Raw genomic sequence first — 17,392 nt, 5'->3', positions numbered from 1 at the left:
TAAGCGTTCTTCATTACTACAAATGGCTTGCTTAAGAGCTTTCCTTGGAGAAATAGCAAATCTGTAGGATTTATCAAAAATCTCCTTTAGGCAGGTTGGGATTTTTGGGAGCTTATCCCCAATTGTATATTCATTGATTGTATCGTGCCGAGGAGATACTATAAGGACCCTGCATTCATTTTTTAATAATTCGTCTAATCTGTTTATATGATAGCTCTTGCCTATTCCAGTAACGGCAACTATTAGATGTATATTGTTATCATTCGAGTTTAATGCATTTATGAACTTCCGTAAAAACTCCTCTCTTGCTATTTCTAATGTTACATATGTGTAAGGTTCATTACATAATCGTTTTACTGGATGATCGTAGGTCGATGGCAGGTGGATATCTTGTTTATTTGTTCCTAGTCGATTATTATTTGAGTTGCTAAGAAAGATTCCAAAATCCCTCAATGCGTCCTGATGTAAATGGAATTGATATTCTAATTGACATTGTGATATATTATTATGAATAAATCCATTATGGTTGCTAAAGGTATCACTAGAATATTGACCGTAGATGTTACTAAGTCCCAACTCTAATTTATCTATACCCATTTCTTCGGTTTCTTTTCGTGCTACATAGCATAGGAAATTCCGAGATGATCCTGTATAATCTCTCAGGTATAAATCTGCCTTAGAATGATGATCAATAGACTTGGCTTCTCTATCATAGTTTTCGCATAGGAAATCGATGAATAGTGCCTTGAGATCGTATTGAAGTGGAAGTAAAATTAGGATATGGTAGTGATCCCTTTTTTGATCATCAGAACCTGTTCCCTTCCATACTAGTTTTGGGAGGGATAATTTTAGTTTGTAATGTTTTTTAAATAAATATTGTTCAAATTGTTTAATTGCTCTATCTACAATGGAAAACAGATCATTGAATTTTAGAGGATAATTGGCTGTTAATCTTTTTGATGATATTGTTACCTGGAGTGGAAAATATAAATCCTGATATTGGATTCTAACCTTATCAAATTCATGTATAAGGGTATTTAAGCCTATTCTAGAGGTATTTTGAGGTAATCCTATAGGTTGGTTAGGAAGGATGGTAGGGATGGTTTGAGAGCCTTTATGTTTAGTTACAAAGGTTGGTGTGAAAAACTGTGTAGACATAGTACGGACTATTAACTCCTAATTCATTTTTTGCAGAAATTTGGAATTCAACTGAATCCGCTATCTCAGGCGACATCCTACCTGAACAATTTCTGAAATGTAATATACTCCGTTTCATCGAATCTAAACGATAGTACGGAAAAAAATTCAAATTTTATGAAAATTCCTAAACTAGTTATGTAGTTCATTTAATTAGTAATGGATACCTCGTATCATAAGGATCGGTTTCTTTTTCCAGTCGAGGTCTATCTCGTATGGATGTTTAAGTAACGATTCAGATAATCGATACCCAGAAATCTGATATAATCGGGATTATTAACATTTGTCTCGATTTCAAAGAATCGAATGGCTCTTGATTGTTGCATAGCTTCGCCCCTTCTTGATGAATTTTAATTTTCATTCTAGGGGAGCCTATGGTTCCAAGGTGAATGGGAGCATTCAGAGGATGCGTCCTACGGCGATTGCCGCTCAAAATTAGAATATTTTTTGCATCAAATCTGTCAAAAATAAATTTTTAGAAACCAGAGAAATGTGTAACGTATGATAGTTGCACTAAAATAGAGTATGTAGTTTATCCGAATGTACTAATATAATCTGGTTATAGCCTGATTTGACGCTTTTTAAAAATTCCCAGCGACATAACTAATGAAAATTCACTTGGATTATAATCCTGTTTGGTAAATGAATAATTTTGAAAACATCTCTGCTTCTCCTATTTTTTATAGCATTTTTTTTCTGAAGATAAGTATGAGTGAAATAATATACCAAATTTTATTCAGAAAGCAATGATTTTCGTTTAGAAAAGTGGTGGATGAAAATAGTTCATAAGAGGCTTAATACAGAACTTTTTAAATATAAGCCGAAAACTGGACTTTATCGAGTACCTTAGTAATTCATTCTTTTTTGAGCAAAATTAAAATAACAAATTTGTTAAGTGTAATTCATTACAATTTGGTTTAGATCAGTTGCTTCCCGAGGAATCCCTATTGTATTTGGTTTAAGAATTAAGAATACAGAGCGACTTAGGGATATCATAATGGCAAGTTTTTAGAAAACAATTTTTAAGTTACCATTCATGCATAGCTTTCAATGCATATTCAATCCAATTTTGTGAAAAATATTTCCGAGAGTGTAACTAATATAAAGTACGAGGAAATTATTCATGAAGAGATGTAGAGAATCAAGTATTAGATATTTTATAAAATTAATCCATGGTGATAAATATAGAGAATTTTTAAGAGATTGGCAGCGTTCAGGATTTGTTGACGATTTTGATGAACAGACAGGAAAGAGACTAGAAAAATATGGATTAATTGATGCTTTGAACTGTAATAGAAAAAGCGGAGATCATAAGAGAAAAATTTCCAATTATTTTGAGATTTATATAATAAAAAATCCAGACAAGTTCATTTAAATTTAGATACTAACATAGTGTTTTATATAAATTCTATTCTAAATTTGAGCGATTTATGTCTGAAAATTAGCTGGAAGCATTGACCAAGCTGGGTTTATTGAAAAAAATATGTTAGATTTTTTTAGGCAAAATATTCATATAATCGTATTTGGATTAGCTCAATAAGCGAGAATATCTGGATTCAACATCCGAATAAATCTTCATACTCAAGAGTTGTGTGATTATACATCTCAGTAATTATTGAACTAGCGTGTCCCAAGTATAGTTGTACTGGTCGAGTGCAACCTAGTCGTTTTATTTCCCTAGTAGCAAAGCTGTGTCTGAAAGTATGACAAGTAACATGGTTTTTAGAAAGTAATAGTTTACCTAAAAGATTAATTTCTTTCTGTAAATATGATCTATTATACTTCTTTCTCTGCTTCGAAAGAAACAATAGAGCTTCCGAATTGAATTCTCTTTTTATGCGTGAGAGTAGGTTTACGCTAAGAAAAATTCGTCTGGGTTTGTTTCCTTTACCAATTATATTGATATAAACTTTCTCACCATCTATTAAGCAATCTTTCAGTTTTATATTGATTAACTCCGAAATCCTCATTCCAGTCATAGCTAGGGTTTCTATAATTAAAGACAACCGATGATACTTATTATCCTTTCCTTTATCCAACAATTTCGACTTGAATATCAGTTTATGAATTTCCTCCCAAGATAGAATTTTTTCTTTATAAATAGCCCTGTGAACTTTAGCCACCTTGATCATTTTTGATTCTTCGGTTAAATAGGCTTTTACTCTTGTATCGTGAGTAATTTGTTTCAAGGCTACAAAAACTGCACATTTGCGGAATGCTTTGGAAGCTTCGGAATACTCACCATTTCCCTTTATTTTAGGAAGATTGATGAATCTCCTTATAGTGTCAGTATTCAATGGTAGGGAATTCTGAGTTTGAAATTGTAAAAATTGCTTCAACACACCTTCGTAAGACTGGGGTAGGGATTGTGGGTTATTATATGTATATGTAGCGTTTGTTTTACGGTCCATTCAGGATCAAATCCAAAGTGGACCAATTTCTGTGTCTCTAAGAAAAATTGCCTTCGAGTAAAAAAATAACATAATCATTCATATGTTACTTTTCTACCAGAACGGAGGAGGGGACTTTGCGGAGCTTTTTGACTATTCCGATGTCTCTTGGTGTCACCTTTACATTCTTTCGATTTTTCCAGCTTCAATTAAAGAATTTAGGAAAAAGTATCCATTCCAATCCTAGTTAATGCCCCTAAATCCTTCATTTTGGGCTTAAACTACCCAAAATTTCGCTAGTTTTATTGAAATCTGGCTCGTGATCATTGATTCTAGCATTGAAAGTGGCAAAATATTTTGTAAAATATTTGACATATGACTCGAAATTTACGAAAATCAAGATATGTCTATCGTAGAGCTAAAACGACATCTCAAGCCAGGGCATTCTTACAGGAGAGGTGAACTAGTTACGTACTCTCCGAGTGTGGATCGGGAGTTGAAGAAGCTCGTCAAAATGGGTTATGTAAAGAAGGAGCGAAACGGTCTCTATTCTCGTCTGGGAACGAGTAAATTTGGAGAAGTACCAGTTGCGACTAAAGAGCTTGTAAAAAAGTTCTTAAATACAAACGACTTCTTGATCGTTGAATATAATAAATTTAACAGTCTTGGTTTAGGCTTGACGCAGTTGTACAAAGAAATGGTCGTCTACAATCATAAACGACATGGACACTTCAAGTTAGGTTCCGATAAACTATATTTCAAAAGAAGAAACGGTTATCCACTAGAAGTTGACCGAGAATTCTTATTAATAGAGTATCTAAACGAAAGGAAAAAATTAGCGGAAGAAGCCTTGGATTTAGAAAATAAAATCAAGAACCTAATTGATAACTTGAACATTGCAAAGCTCAAAAGATATGCAAAAGTTTTCGGTAAAGTAGCTGTTAGGAAAATGATAGATAGTCTTCTGGAGAATTATGAATAAATTTTTCCTCCATAATGATCCAGAATGGGAATCACTCCTAAGAATCGTTTCAAATGAGCAGGACATTCCCGTTCCATTGGTCGAAAAGGACTATTGGATTATGCATGTTCTTTATTCTTTATCGGAATCAGGATTCCAGTTTAGCATGAAAGGAGGTACATCTCTTTCTAAAGGTTTCAAAATAATCGATCGATTTTCCGAAGATATTGATTTACTTGTTAAAGCTAAGGAATTTGAATCGAGAAGTTCTCAAGAAAATAAGACGGAAAAAGCTATAATTAAAAGGAAAAATTTCTTTGAAAATATCAAAGAGAATTTAAAAGTTCCTGGTTCGTTAGGCAAAGAACTTAACTATAGTGATGATTCATACAGAAATGCGGAGATTCCAATCATCTATCCGACCCATTTCCCCGAGCCAGGAATTAAAGAACATATTTTACTAGAAGTTGGTTTTGATGATGTCGAACCATCTCGGAAAATAACTATCTCTTCTTGGGTTTTTGAACACATTTCATCAAAAGTTAATTTTGGAGATTACATCGATAATCGAGCAATTGACGTTAATTGCTACTTACCTCAGTATACCTTTGTAGAAAAGCTTCAAGCCATTTCGACTAAATTTAGGCAGATGATTGCAGGAGTTGAAATCAAAAACTTTGCCAGGCACTATTATGATATGTATAAATTAATAAATACTACCGATGTGCAAACATTCATTGGTTCTGAAGAATATAAAAGACACAAGTTAAAGCGTTTTAGAAAAGATGATGAATCAGATTTATCAAAGAATGAGGCATTTATTTTATCCAATCCTACACATAGGAAGGAAGTTGAGGCGAGATACAAAAACACTGAGGCTTTATACTATCGAGATTATCCTTCTTTGGATGATATCTTAGAATCGATCAAAACATTTCTTCCAATGCTATAATTCAATTTATACTTTAAACATATGAAATGAGAAAAACTTTCTGATCAAATATTAATTGAATAAAAATCGTTTTGATCTTTAAACCTCTGAGTAATTCCTCCTTGTGAATACCATAAGGCTAATTGACTGTTTTTAAAAGTGCTTTTCACATCTAATAATATAGTTTTAATATCTGTAATAGGTAAAGGAATCTCGGAATTAAAATAAACCACATTAGGCATTGGAATTCCTTCTTTTACTTGCTTTGTAGCGTCCGCAATCATTTCCTTTTTTATTCTATCTTTTCTTGAAGTTTTGGTCTCTTCAAGAAAAGATAACGAATTTTTTGAGTTATCAAATGATTTGTATTTCCTTCCAAAATGCAAAAATTTAAACTCTATTGAAACTAAAAATGGGATTTCATTATTCTTTCTAATTGTTCCTCTTTCTGGCTCGTGTTTATTAACACAGGCAATATATTTATTTTTATTTATCCAATTTGGATCAAGAATTACGTAATCTAATTTTGCTGGATTCGATCGATATTGATTTATAGACTCATAGGAATCAGACCGCTTATACTTATTTATTGTAACATATTCATTAATAAATATCGGAAATTCATGACCATCAAATGTTTTGGTTATAAGCGGAAAATTAAAATCAACCGTCATTTCTTTTATAATTTTATCGAATTCATTATGAAGGTGCTTTTCTTCAAGATAGATGGAAGGTCTACTTAAATAATTACTGTTAAGATTTTCTATCGCTGATCTAGATATCTTAATTGCGTCTTCTATAAAATTTGTTCCATCATCCATCTCAAACTTTCCTTCTTGTCTCACGTATATTTCACTTTAAATGGTTTACGCATAGCTTATTTAGTAAATTCGCATCTGAGGAAAAATTCAATAAGGAAATAATTAAGCTAAAGTCTGATCAATATCAGATGTAAGTTAAATGGCAATTTTATACGAAAAAGGATTTCATTCTTAAAAATAGAATATTTTATACCAAACGAAAAACTTTTAGAAGTTAAATAAATATATAATTATATAATTCAAAACGGTAAAGAATTTGGAATCTTTTTAGCTATTAAATATTGATTCAAAAATTTATGCAGATTTCCTATAAAATGGCTTGCCTAAAATTTCTATTTGTAATCTATCCCAGTTGATTTTACTCAAGCTTCCTTTCTCTGCAATTTGAAGAAACTCCGCCTTCTTAGCCAAGCCAGGATAGCTTAATGTTGTATCTGTAGCATTTTTCAATAAGACCAAATGTGCTGGCTGAAAATTGTTTCGTGTAACACCCATTTCATTTAGATGGTATAAATAAAGCTGATCAGGGAATAAAAGCTCGGCGGCAAAAACCTCAGCTCCGATTTCAATTTGTTCATTTATATTTCTATTCGTGCAATATAAACTACCTAAGCTCCTATCAAATAAGTGATGCTTTAACTCATGAGCTAAGGTAAATGTCTTCTGATCCCTTCGAAGATTTTTATTAACAACTACATGAGGAATTCCATCATCAATTATATATGCTCCACGTAAGTCACTAAAATCTTTCCAGTAATTGATTTCCTTTATACCTTCAGATTTCATTATTTTTTTAATTTCACTTGGTAGAATCCTTGGTAAATTTATCTCATACTCTTTTCTTAGGTTATTTGCACCTAACTTTAATGATTCATAGTATTCATACCGTGTTTGACTCATCTTTTCGCTTTCTCCCTGGGGATTTCTTTTGGATCGCATTTAATTGCTTTTTAGCAAGATAGAACTCTAAATAGTTCGAAATTTCATTTAATTCTTTGTCAGATAGCCCTGACATTCCTCTAAACATCATATCAATTTTCTGATCTTTTTCAGTTCCTACAGTGTCTCCAGGTAGAAATGAAAGGATTGAGACTTTAAAAAACTTAGCTAACTCATATAAATCTTCAATTCTCGGTTTATACTCTCCCGTTTCCCATCTTGAAATGGTGTTTGGGGTCTTATTTAACTTTTTTGCTAATTCAGTCTGCGAGATTCCTTTTCCAGAAAAGCTAGCTTCTCGCAGTTCTCGGATTTTAAGGGCAACTATTTCATTTATGCTCACAGGTAAAATATACTAAAATAGGAAAATATTTCAACTCTTTTACTTGACGACATAATGCGGCTATCCTAAAATAGGATAATATTTCACACAGAAGGTATTATCATGAAACATGAAATTATTTTTTACCCAGTCGGAAATGGTGATACTAGCCAGATAATTCTAGACAACAAAAAGCGTATTTTAATGGATTTTCGGCATATCAAAAAGTCAGAGGAGGAAAATGTAGGACCAGAAATAAATCTTAAAAAAGTATTAGGTAAAGAGTTGGCTGATGCTAACAGAGATTACATTGATGTTGTGGCTTTTACTCATGGCGATGAAGATCACATTAAAAATAGCACCGAATTTTTTGAATTATCTTATGCTTCCAAATATCAAGGTGAAGGTAGGATAAAAATTAATACACTTTGGGTTCCAGCTTCTATGATTCTTGAACAAGCACCTAGCGAGAATCAAAGTGATGAATTTGTTATATGGAGACAAGAAGCACGCTACCGTTTGAAAAAGGGAGAGGGTATTCGGGTATTTTCAAAACCAGATCGGTTAAAGGAATGGCTCAAAGAAAATGACCTTTCAATTGATGATAGAAAACATCTGATCACTGATGCGGGTCAATTAGCCCCTGATTTTTCTTTAGATAGCGATGGAATCGAATTCTTTTGTCATTCTCCATTTGTAAAACATGTCGATGAGAATGAAGAATTTCGCAATGAAGCTTCGTTAATATTTAACATTAGATTTAAAATTGGAGCCGAAATTTATGATTATCTTGCTATTGGAGATTCAAAGTGGGATATTTTAGAGGATATTGTCACGAAGTCGCAAAAGAGGAATAATGAAGACAGACTAAAATGGGATATTTTTAACGTTCCCCATCATTCAAGTTATTTAGCTCTTAGCGATGAAAAAGGTAAAGAAATAACTTATCCTAAGGAAAAAATTGAAGAATTACTATTATACGGGAAGGAAGGATCGTATCTTATAAGTTCAAGTCACGCTATTCCAGATAACAAGGAAGCTTACGAACAGATACAACCACCTCATATTCAGGCAAAGAAATGCTATGAAAAATATTTAGATAAAGTAAAAGGATGTATGTACTTGGTGACTATGGAGGAATCCGATACCAGTATTCCACAGCCCATTAAGTTCATCATCGATGAAGCAGGAATAGCGAAGGAGGAGAAAAAAATATCTGCTTCAAGTATTGCAATAAGCAAAAATTATAAAGCTGGATAATTTTATGATGATAATTGAAAAATCTAGAATTATATCTCCAGACAATCGACTTTCTGAGCATTCTAAAGAAGTTAATAGTTTAATTAATGAAATCTATGAGTGCAAAGAATTTAATTTAAACGAGACTCGAATTTTTCAATTCCAAGAATTAATAATAGAAATACTTTTGGTTGACCTAAAATGTCCGTCTATCAAAAGCAAAAATTCAATAGGTATATTAAACAGAGAGCCTTTGGCAATAATTTATATTAAAGATTTTCATGAGCATCAATTCCGAGTGGTACCAATACGAGAAAACTTCCCAGAAGATGTTTTACATATGAATTTCCCATTTGAAATAATTCCCAAAACTTTATGTCTGTATCTAGAATCTTGGGATGAAGTAGAGCGATCTTGGACTCCACAAAAATTTCTGAATCGAATTTGTTGGTGGTTTATAAAAACTTCGGAAGACAAAATACATTCAAATGAGCAGGAATTAGAACGACCATATTTTATAAGTGAGTATAAGCTGCTACTTCCAACATACTATGAAGAGGAAAAATCATTCGCCTTTGCTAATATTGATGAGACATCAAAAGTAATCAGAATTTCAAATACAAATAATTTTGGAAATTGCAATTTCTTAACACTTGAAATTAAGCCAATAGAGCATACTAGGGTATTCCCTGCACCATCGAATCTTAAACTGCTTGAAGAACAATTTCAAAAAAGGTCTTCCTCAGTTATTGATAACCTAAAGAAGGAAATTTTATTAAGAACACCTTCGTCTGGATTTCCAATTACAGAAAATCTCAAACATACTTTTATACTATTAAAATTTAAGAGATATGATAGTTCAGGGAATTTATTTTCGAAACCTGATTTTTTTGCATTCTTTATTCCTAAAGCAATAGGTGAGTTGGGTCATCTGCTTGGAATTTTAAGTATTTCCCCAACAGACCCAAATAATTACTATAAGATTGATCTACTTGGAATCGAGAATCTTTCGGATAATGATAAATTATCTGAAATTCGTATTTTACCTGTAGAGATTGTTAAACCATTAACTCAAAAATTTGCCGCTTTGATGTCAGGCATTGAGTTCACAGAAGCTTCGTTTAATGGAGTATTAATTGGAGTAGGGTCTTTGGGTAGCACACTTGCAGAAATTTGGTCAAAGTCAGGATGGGGAAGATGGTCTTTATTTGATAATGATTGCATAGCACCTCACAATGTTTTTCGACATTTGGCGAAAGAAAAAGATATTGGGAGAAAAAAAGTAGAGCTTGTTGCAGAATTAATGAACCAGAATTATTCACCAGGTAATCCATTAGTTACTTATATTTCCAAGAGGTTTAGTCCAACTAGATTCTCAGAATCTTTGTCTGATTATAAATCTATTGATTTGATCGTTGATGCAAGTGCTTCTAGCTTTTTACTTCGTGATATCTCATTTTCAAATGAACTTCCTCGAGCTTGTTCCTTGTTTTTTAATCAAATCGGTACGGGTGGAGTTTTATTTTTAGAGGATAACGAAAGATCAAAAAGGTTAGATTTTATAGAAGCCTCCTACTTAAGAGCATTAATATCTGAAGAATGGGGCGAAAATTTTCTTCAAAATAATATTCCAAAGCAAAGGGTAGGTGCAAGTTGTAGTGACCTTTCAGTGGTTCTATCCTATGAAAGGGTAGTTTTACTTTCATCTTCATTGTCAAATTTGCTTCGCTTAAAACTTAAATCTAATAATGCAAGACTTTGTATTTTAAAATTAGATTCTGAGACTGGACATATGGACACTTATGAGGTCGAACTCTTTAGCCCAAAGAGTATTGAAATTAACGGATGGAATATTTTCTATGATAGCTTTATTGAAGACAAATTAAAACGGTTAAGAGCTTCTAGTCTACCAAAAGAGACTGGCGGAATTGTAATAGGTTACACAGATCAGAAAACAAAGTCCATATATATAGTTGATATAACAGATGCACCTAGAGATAGCAGGTCTTCGATTTCTGGATTCGATCGTGGTTGCGAGGGCTTAAAAGAGTATCTTGATAAAGTAAAAAAAAGAACATCTGAAAATTGTGATTATATTGGAGATTGGCATTCTCATCCAGCAGGACATTCTTCAGAAGCCAGCCAAACAGATTTAACATCGTTGAACGAATTTGCGAGAGTAATGAATTCAGAAGGAATGCCAATTCTAATGATTATTGTCAGCGAAGAATTAAGATTTTATATAAAATAGAGAATAATTATGTCGAGAGAAATTGAGAAAATAAGTTTGGCTTTATCGGGAGGAGGAGTTAGAGCTGCGACATTCCATGCGGGTTTGTTGCGATATTTAGCTGAGAAAGGAAAGTTAGAACAAGTAACTAATTTATCAACGGTATCTGGCGGAAGTTTATTGATCGGGTTAATGTATTCACTTAATAAATATAAATTTCCCACTTCTAAAGATTATTTGGATCGTATATCAATTGAATTGAAAACTACTCTAACAAGTAAATCATTGCAGAAAACTGCTTTAATGAGGTTATTTTTTACAATCCAAAACTGGATTCATTTTTTTTCTAGAGCTTTCATATTGGCTGATGCTTTAGAAAAATGTTGGGGTATTAAAGGAAAGCTTAAGGATATACCTTCAATTCCAGTATGGTCTATTAATGCAACGACAGCTGAAACTGGCAAAAGATTCCGATTCAAAGGTCACATGATGGGAGAATATACTTTAGGTTATGCCGATGCAAGTAATTTCCCATTGAGTCATGCAATGGCAGTCTCAGCTGCTTTTCCAGGTGGGATTGGTCCACTAGAGTTACGAAAGAATAGTTTCTATTGGCAAAAGAGAAATAGTTGGGATTCAAGTGAAGAAGATGTAACGATCACAAGTAATGAGACAATCAATTTATATGATGGTGGAGTATATGACAATTTAGGAATTGAACCACTCTTTGATTGCGGACGACAGGAATTAAAATTACAGGGAAATGAACCAATCGATTTTTTAATTGTCTCAGATGCTGGATTGCCCCTCGAGAAAACTTCAATCCCAGGATTTCTTAATCCTTTGAGGTTCTATCGTCTGTTTAACTTAGCATTGGATCAAACCAGGTCGCTGAGAGTAAGATCATTCATGAATTTTATCAATAGAACTCAAAGGGGTGCATATGTCTATATAGGCTCCTATTCGATGAATGAGAATGAAGAGGGTTATTCTATTCTAACGAATAAATCCAGAATGAAAGTCGCATTTTATCCTACCTCATTATCTCAAATGAAAGTAATAGAATTTACAGAAATAGAGATGCAAGGATATGAAACAGCAAAAGCAATACTAAAATTATAAAACTTAATGATAGTTAAATAAAACTGATTAATAAATAGGGAGAAAAATTCTATGAATTTAGATTGGCACATAGGCTGGGAGATATCAAGAGCGAAGGAATTTGGATTTAGACATACAGGTGTAGTATATGGAAAAGATATCTTTGGAAACATACTTATTCTTCATAATCATCAACGCAATAATGTTGAAATTGTAACTTTAAATGAGTTTCTAGGCGGGGAACAAATCTTTCAAATTCGCAAACCTAGTTTGCCCATTAGAGATGTATTTCGAAATATGAAGATGGCATTAAATGAAAGCAAAAGTTATAATCTGACAACCTTTAATTGCCAGCATTTTAGTAGTTCAATTGTAGACGGAATTGAAACTTCAACAGCGGTGAAAGGAGTGCTAACTTTAGGAGTAGTCGCAGGATTAATTTATTTTTTCAATCAAAGTTCCTTAAGAAGGAATTTGGCAAGGAGTTAAATAAACTATCCACACATGATTATATTGAAGAATAGTGGCTTCTAAAAAAGCCAGGATAGAAATATCCTACCTTAAAACATGTTCTAATAGAAAAAAATAGCAAGTGGAAAATTTAACTAATTTTTTATCGCTAACTTCAATTTTTTCTGGTTTCTATAATTCACTAATTAGCTTTCCCATCCGATCTATCAATTTCCAATGATTCTATCATCTTTTCTAATTCCTGAATCTTGTCCATTTGGTTACGATTTTTCAACTGACGTTTCAGCAATAAGAAATCTGATTCAATTCTTGCCTTAAATCGATCTTTTGATATCTCCAAAAGCGGAATTTTATCGATGGTTAAAATAGCTAAAAGAGAATAAAAATGGTCGTAATCATCGATTAATGTAATTTCACAAAATTCTTTAACATCTGGAAAGAGCTGATTGGCTACTAAAAATAATAACCTCAAGGGAACTTGGTAGTATTCAGAACTATCAATTTGTGAGAATCTGTCCTGCATTAAAATATGATTTAATAATTCTTTAAAAAAAAAGGCTTTCTCATTTTTATCTCTGAATGCAGATTCATTTTCAAATAACAAAGCAACACCAGAACATATGAAAGATTCCTTCATTATTGGCGAATAGTCGATTTTGAAAGGATTCCATCCTTGATGAATTGATTTAAATTTAATGATTAATTCCTTTGCTATTTGTATCGGATTTTCTTGTTGGCTTATTACAAAACCTAAGTCTTTTAAAGCAGACCAATATGGCTCGGAAAAAGTCCTGTCCCAAAAGAATCTCTCTGAGGAAACAAAAATTGTCATTGCCTCAAGTAAAGCTGAACTGACTTCTTTGTTTTCGTTTTCTTTGATAACTTTGACATAGAAATTGAATTTCTGCAAATTGAATGACTCTAAATCAAAACTCAAGCGATTAGTAGATTTCTTTTTGTAAGTTTCCGTCAGCAATTCAATTTCCGAATTATAAATGGTGTCTAGTTTGAATCGACGATTATTTGTTCTAGGTTTGTAACTAAAAATCCATTCTTCTACCTCAGAGTTAGATAGTTTTACATTTAGCTTTTGAATTAATATCTCGTAGTTAATTTTCCTTTCTTCAAGCCATTCTTTTTGTTTTTCAATTCCCTTTTCAAAAATGTACGCATTTCTTTCATTTTTTCTTTCAAAGTCCTCGTAGATTGAAAATCTTTGAGTCAATTTATTTGAGGCTTCAAAATAATTGTGTGCAAGAATGAGCAAAAGTACTTTCAAATTTGATTTAATAAATACTTCTTTATCAGTCAAAGTGGAAACCAATTGTAAATATACATCTGGGGGAAAATCGAACAAAGAGAAAAAAACACAATCTTGAATTATTGGAAGATTTAAATTGTCCCAAAATTCAATCCAAAGAAAAATATCCGTTCTTATTAGAACGGAAGATAAAAAGTTAAACTCATGATTTAACATAATATTATCCGAATTCTTTGTCGCTTCTTGCACATACTTCCAAATGTTTTCCATAGGAAGTTCTAATAGAGTTATCTCATATTGGTTAATAAATTCTCGATCATATGTTCGAATAGGATCAAGCAATTTATCGGGGCTAACTTTAACACTTGTCCAGTCTTCTTTATTTTTTATAACCCATTCTTTTGGAATATTCTCAAGTAAATCAATATGAAAACTGCGGAGCATCTCAGTTTTATCTATTAATAATTTTAATACCTCTAAGGAGTTAAAGCGTGAATCTTTGACAATACTCAGAGCCAATTTTCTCTCCAACCAGGAATGAATATAATCTAGAATTACATGCGTTTGATTGTTTTGACCATCCTTCATGAAAATTCTACTTACAAATTTTTTAAATACAAAATCAGAAATATTATTTTTTGAATACGAGGTATAAAGTGGATTATCTGCTAAAAATTCATCTAATTCTTCATTTATGTTAGGTAGATTAATCTTTTTAATATCTACATTTTCATTTTCTTTTATAGAAGTGTGAAGTAAATCAGAAACTTGTTGAATGAAAGGAATTATTGATTCATTAAGCGATGAGAATGTTTCCAATTCTTGCACGAATAAGCGTTCAGGATATATTCGTTCAAGAGTATACAGGTCATATTTGTAAAAATTATCTTTATTCATCATGAATGCAAATAAGCTAATCGAATTTGATGTTTAGAAGACCTATCCCAATACTCTTTAAATATTGATTTAATAAAAGTTATAGTATTTAAATTGGAGACTTTGAAAATTCCTGTGGATTCACGAGATTTTAAATGCCAACCCAAGGAACTTCCAATTAAAAACACTTGAGAATTATCTATAATTAAAAACCTATCATGAAAAAATCGTTCTCCTTGATTCATATTATCACCTCTATTTATGACTCGCAATCCAAACCTACAATCTTTTGATGGTTCTATTATAGATTTTATAGCATTATGAACTGATGTAAGATAAGTTTGGGGTCGGTCCAATCCTCTTAAAGTTAGAATCTTAATGGTAATGTCCTTTTTAATATTTGCAAATATATCTTGGTCGGAATCAGGATACTTAACATTAAAGTAAGGGTCCCAAATGATTATTTCTTTCGTAGCATTATTAATCAACTCTTGATACAACATGGGATTATTTCTAGGATGAGTGCCATTATAATAATACCAATATTCATCTTGCCCGCATTCATGCATTCTAAGAGAATCATTTAAAGAATTTTTCAAAAACAAATTAGCCATTTTCTTCCTCGTTTGCGAAGTCAGAAATGTTTTGGGAAAACAAGTCCGAACTATACCATTTTTCAATTTCTTTAATTATAAGTTTTCCTGATGATTCAGGAATTTTTGCAATGCACGTTGCTCTATTTCCAATTTCACTGAAGGAACTTCCGATGAACCAAATATTTTTATCAGTAACAATAAATCTGTCGTGAAGAATGCTGTTGCCCCTAAGAATGCGAACTTCGATATTTCCAAAAGGTTTGCTGTTATATTCATTTATTACGGTTGTTATTTTTTTAGCCTCTTCCTTAGTAACAGATTCTTTGCTGTTAAGAATATTTATTTTAATTCCAGAATCTTTTATATGAAATGCAAATTCAACAATGTCCATACTACTGAAATAGGGATCGCATAAGTAACAGGTATCACTGGCGTTATTGATAATTTCTCTTATATTTGCCTTTGCACTTTCTTTTAGTTTGAGTCTTTCCGTTTCTTCTTTTGCTCCTGGGTAAAAAATGAATTCTTTGCGGTCTGCAAGTTCTCTATGTTGCCTTTCTGTATCGGCGTTTTTAAAAAAGATTTCAGGAATAAAATCTCTAGGTTTTCCAATGACATTAGTTTTCTCTTTAACGTATTTCTCTATAATAAATTCCTTAGTACCTTTTTCAGAATTTACTTTTACATGAAAGTCTGCTTGTTTCATAGACATATCAAGCTGAATACTCCTCATGAATGTTGAAGGTTCGTGAATAGCAATTAAGTCATGATCTTTATTATATATTCGAAGCTCAAATAAATGTGGTTCGTGAGGAAGTTCGATAAGGTCTGTTAGATTTGTAATTTCAAAGGATTTGTCTAGTGCGATTGCATCTCCGTGTTGATCAATAATTCTAAATATTAGAGGTTCAAAATTACTTTTTCGTGTAAGTATTTTGTAAAACACACCCAATGGGTCACTCGAAAGAGATACTTTTATTTCTCTAAAATATGGATTTGGTGCGGATAAATATACGTTCCCAATGTGCTCTCTTCTTTGTAAAATATCGAAACCTAACCACTCTAAAGTTAGTTTTTGTATTGCGTACATTTCTTTTGTTACAGTCTTTTCTGCAAGAAATTTAAAATCTGTCTTCCTTTCATTGTCAATTTGACACCATACTAATAGACCAGATTTTCTTTTCGGAAGGATTGAGGAAATGCCTTTGTCGGCAAAGAAATTTGAGGCAAAAACTAAAGGATAATTACCTGAAGGTTCTTTCACAAAAAATGAGTTAACAAATAATATTTTTTCTCCGTCAATTTCGTAGTTATCCAAAGGATTATTAAATGCTTTTATAGCATCGTCAACAGAAGCTATTTCGTCAATTGATAGATAAAATGTATACTCTTCCAATTTTGATTGCTTAGTTCTTACACATCCTTTTTCCCATTTTTCGTTTGGAATGGAATAGGGGTATTCATCTTCAGTTTGCAATTCAATGACAGAAAATAAATGATACCATTTTTTTGTCAGTTTATCCTGCGCTAAAAGGATTGTCCGAACGGCTTTACTATATCGTTGTTTTAGTTTTTCTATCATTTACTTCCGCTAAACATGATTCGTAATAATTTCTACCTATAATAACAGATGAATTGAATAATAATCTAGAAAATTAAATTTTTAGTTTTTGTTATGTATTTCATTTGGATAAAAATCTCATTTGCCTATTAAAGACATTTCTTTAGTTAAATCCCCAAAAAAGTTACAAATTGCTTCTTTGAATTTCTATAGCACTTTTCTAAGAATTAATAAGTAAAAAATCAAAAACATCTATTTTTATCCAAAAAAATGTTTTTCTGTCATTATTTTTTCTGAAAATTTAGAACTACTTTATCATAGATTATGTTTAATCTTCTTGACAGTTGGAAGATAAAAATGATAACTATTGCTGACAAAATATTTAAGTAAATTCGGACAAAAGACTGTTTTTGAGTGTTTAAGGAAAAGATTTTTTACATTTAAAAAAGAGTGCAGCTATTGATCAGAATTTATCGATTTCGATTATCTCGTGTTA

General features: G+C 31.9%; 15 protein-coding genes. 7 read left to right on the top strand and 8 right to left on the bottom strand.

Going from position 1 to position 17,392, the window contains the following annotated elements:
* Positions 1–1,158 (bottom strand): DEAD/DEAH box helicase family protein (locus CLV96_RS19310; protein WP_134152100.1); only part of this gene is annotated, 1,158 nt, incomplete at its 3' end.
* A gap of 1,162 nt (positions 1,159–2,320) precedes the next feature.
* Between CLV96_RS19310 and CLV96_RS19305 the strand changes: the two genes are divergently transcribed.
* Complete coding sequence (locus CLV96_RS19305) at positions 2,321–2,572, top strand: hypothetical protein (protein ID WP_040917381.1); 252 nt, start codon at positions 2,321–2,323, stop codon at positions 2,570–2,572.
* Positions 2,573–2,753: 181 nt separating this feature from the next.
* Here the strand turns inward: CLV96_RS19305 and CLV96_RS19300 are convergent, their stop codons facing one another.
* Positions 2,754–3,608, bottom strand: coding sequence for a tyrosine-type recombinase/integrase (locus CLV96_RS19300; RefSeq protein ID WP_004787767.1), 855 nt, complete (start codon positions 3,606–3,608; stop codon positions 2,754–2,756).
* 382 nt (positions 3,609–3,990) lie between these two features.
* Between CLV96_RS19300 and CLV96_RS19295 the strand changes: the two genes are divergently transcribed.
* On the top strand, positions 3,991–4,569 hold the full coding sequence (locus CLV96_RS19295; protein WP_004787765.1) for a hypothetical protein: 579 nt from the start codon (positions 3,991–3,993) through the stop codon (positions 4,567–4,569).
* Positions 4,562–5,500, top strand: coding sequence for a nucleotidyl transferase AbiEii/AbiGii toxin family protein (locus tag CLV96_RS19290; protein ID WP_004787777.1), 939 nt, complete (start codon positions 4,562–4,564; stop codon positions 5,498–5,500). The genes CLV96_RS19295 and CLV96_RS19290 overlap by 8 nt, the downstream gene beginning before the upstream one ends.
* Positions 5,501–5,544: 44 nt before the next feature.
* Here the strand turns inward: CLV96_RS19290 and CLV96_RS19285 are convergent, their stop codons facing one another.
* The 3 genes from CLV96_RS19285 to CLV96_RS19275 form a co-directional block, all read right to left on the bottom strand.
* The gene (locus CLV96_RS19285; protein ID WP_004787761.1) at positions 5,545–6,300 is read right to left on the bottom strand and encodes a hypothetical protein; all 756 of its coding nucleotides are present in this window, start codon (positions 6,298–6,300) and stop codon (positions 5,545–5,547) included.
* 294 nt (positions 6,301–6,594) lie between these two features.
* The gene (locus CLV96_RS19280) at positions 6,595–7,200 is read right to left on the bottom strand and encodes an ImmA/IrrE family metallo-endopeptidase (RefSeq protein WP_004787750.1); all 606 of its coding nucleotides are present in this window, start codon (positions 7,198–7,200) and stop codon (positions 6,595–6,597) included.
* Positions 7,181–7,582 (bottom strand): helix-turn-helix transcriptional regulator, encoded by a 402-nt coding sequence (locus tag CLV96_RS19275; protein ID WP_040917379.1) that lies wholly within the window; start codon positions 7,580–7,582, stop codon positions 7,181–7,183. Before CLV96_RS19275 ends, CLV96_RS19280 begins: the two co-directional genes overlap by 20 nt.
* Before the next feature lie 102 nt (positions 7,583–7,684).
* Between CLV96_RS19275 and CLV96_RS19270 the strand changes: the two genes are divergently transcribed.
* Genes CLV96_RS19270 through CLV96_RS19255 form a run of 4 tightly spaced genes read left to right on the top strand, consistent with a single transcriptional unit; the run spans position 7,685 to position 12,620 of the window.
* Entirely contained in the window at positions 7,685–8,821 is a 1,137-nt protein-coding gene (locus tag CLV96_RS19270) for a ComEC/Rec2 family competence protein (protein WP_004787784.1), read from the top strand.
* 4 nt (positions 8,822–8,825) lie between these two features.
* Complete coding sequence (locus CLV96_RS19265) at positions 8,826–11,051, top strand: ThiF family adenylyltransferase (RefSeq protein ID WP_004787787.1); 2,226 nt, start codon at positions 8,826–8,828, stop codon at positions 11,049–11,051.
* Positions 11,052–11,060: 9 nt separating this feature from the next.
* A complete protein-coding gene (locus CLV96_RS19260) occupies positions 11,061–12,152 on the top strand; it encodes a patatin-like phospholipase family protein (protein WP_004787781.1) in 1,092 nt (363 codons plus the stop codon).
* 51 nt (positions 12,153–12,203) lie between these two features.
* Entirely contained in the window at positions 12,204–12,620 is a 417-nt protein-coding gene (locus tag CLV96_RS19255) for a hypothetical protein (RefSeq protein ID WP_051012803.1), read from the top strand.
* 163 nt (positions 12,621–12,783) lie between these two features.
* Here the strand turns inward: CLV96_RS19255 and CLV96_RS19250 are convergent, their stop codons facing one another.
* From CLV96_RS19250 to CLV96_RS19240, 3 genes are read right to left on the bottom strand one after another with little or no spacing between them, the layout of a single operon-like run.
* Entirely contained in the window at positions 12,784–14,763 is a 1,980-nt protein-coding gene (locus CLV96_RS19250; RefSeq protein WP_208325429.1) for a hypothetical protein, read from the bottom strand.
* The gene (locus CLV96_RS19245; RefSeq protein ID WP_004787751.1) at positions 14,760–15,353 is read right to left on the bottom strand and encodes a hypothetical protein; all 594 of its coding nucleotides are present in this window, start codon (positions 15,351–15,353) and stop codon (positions 14,760–14,762) included. The genes CLV96_RS19250 and CLV96_RS19245 overlap by 4 nt, the downstream gene beginning before the upstream one ends.
* Positions 15,346–16,917, bottom strand: a complete 1,572-nt coding sequence (locus CLV96_RS19240; protein ID WP_004787760.1) for a VPA1262 family N-terminal domain-containing protein — start codon at positions 16,915–16,917, stop codon at positions 15,346–15,348. The genes CLV96_RS19245 and CLV96_RS19240 overlap by 8 nt, the downstream gene beginning before the upstream one ends.
* Between the last annotated feature and the right edge of the window lie 475 nt (positions 16,918–17,392).

The sequence above is a fragment of the Leptospira meyeri genome (assembly GCF_004368965.1).
GTDB classification, from domain to species: domain Bacteria; phylum Spirochaetota; class Leptospiria; order Leptospirales; family Leptospiraceae; genus Leptospira_A; species Leptospira_A meyeri.
This window is presented reverse-complemented; position numbering and strand designations above follow the sequence as displayed.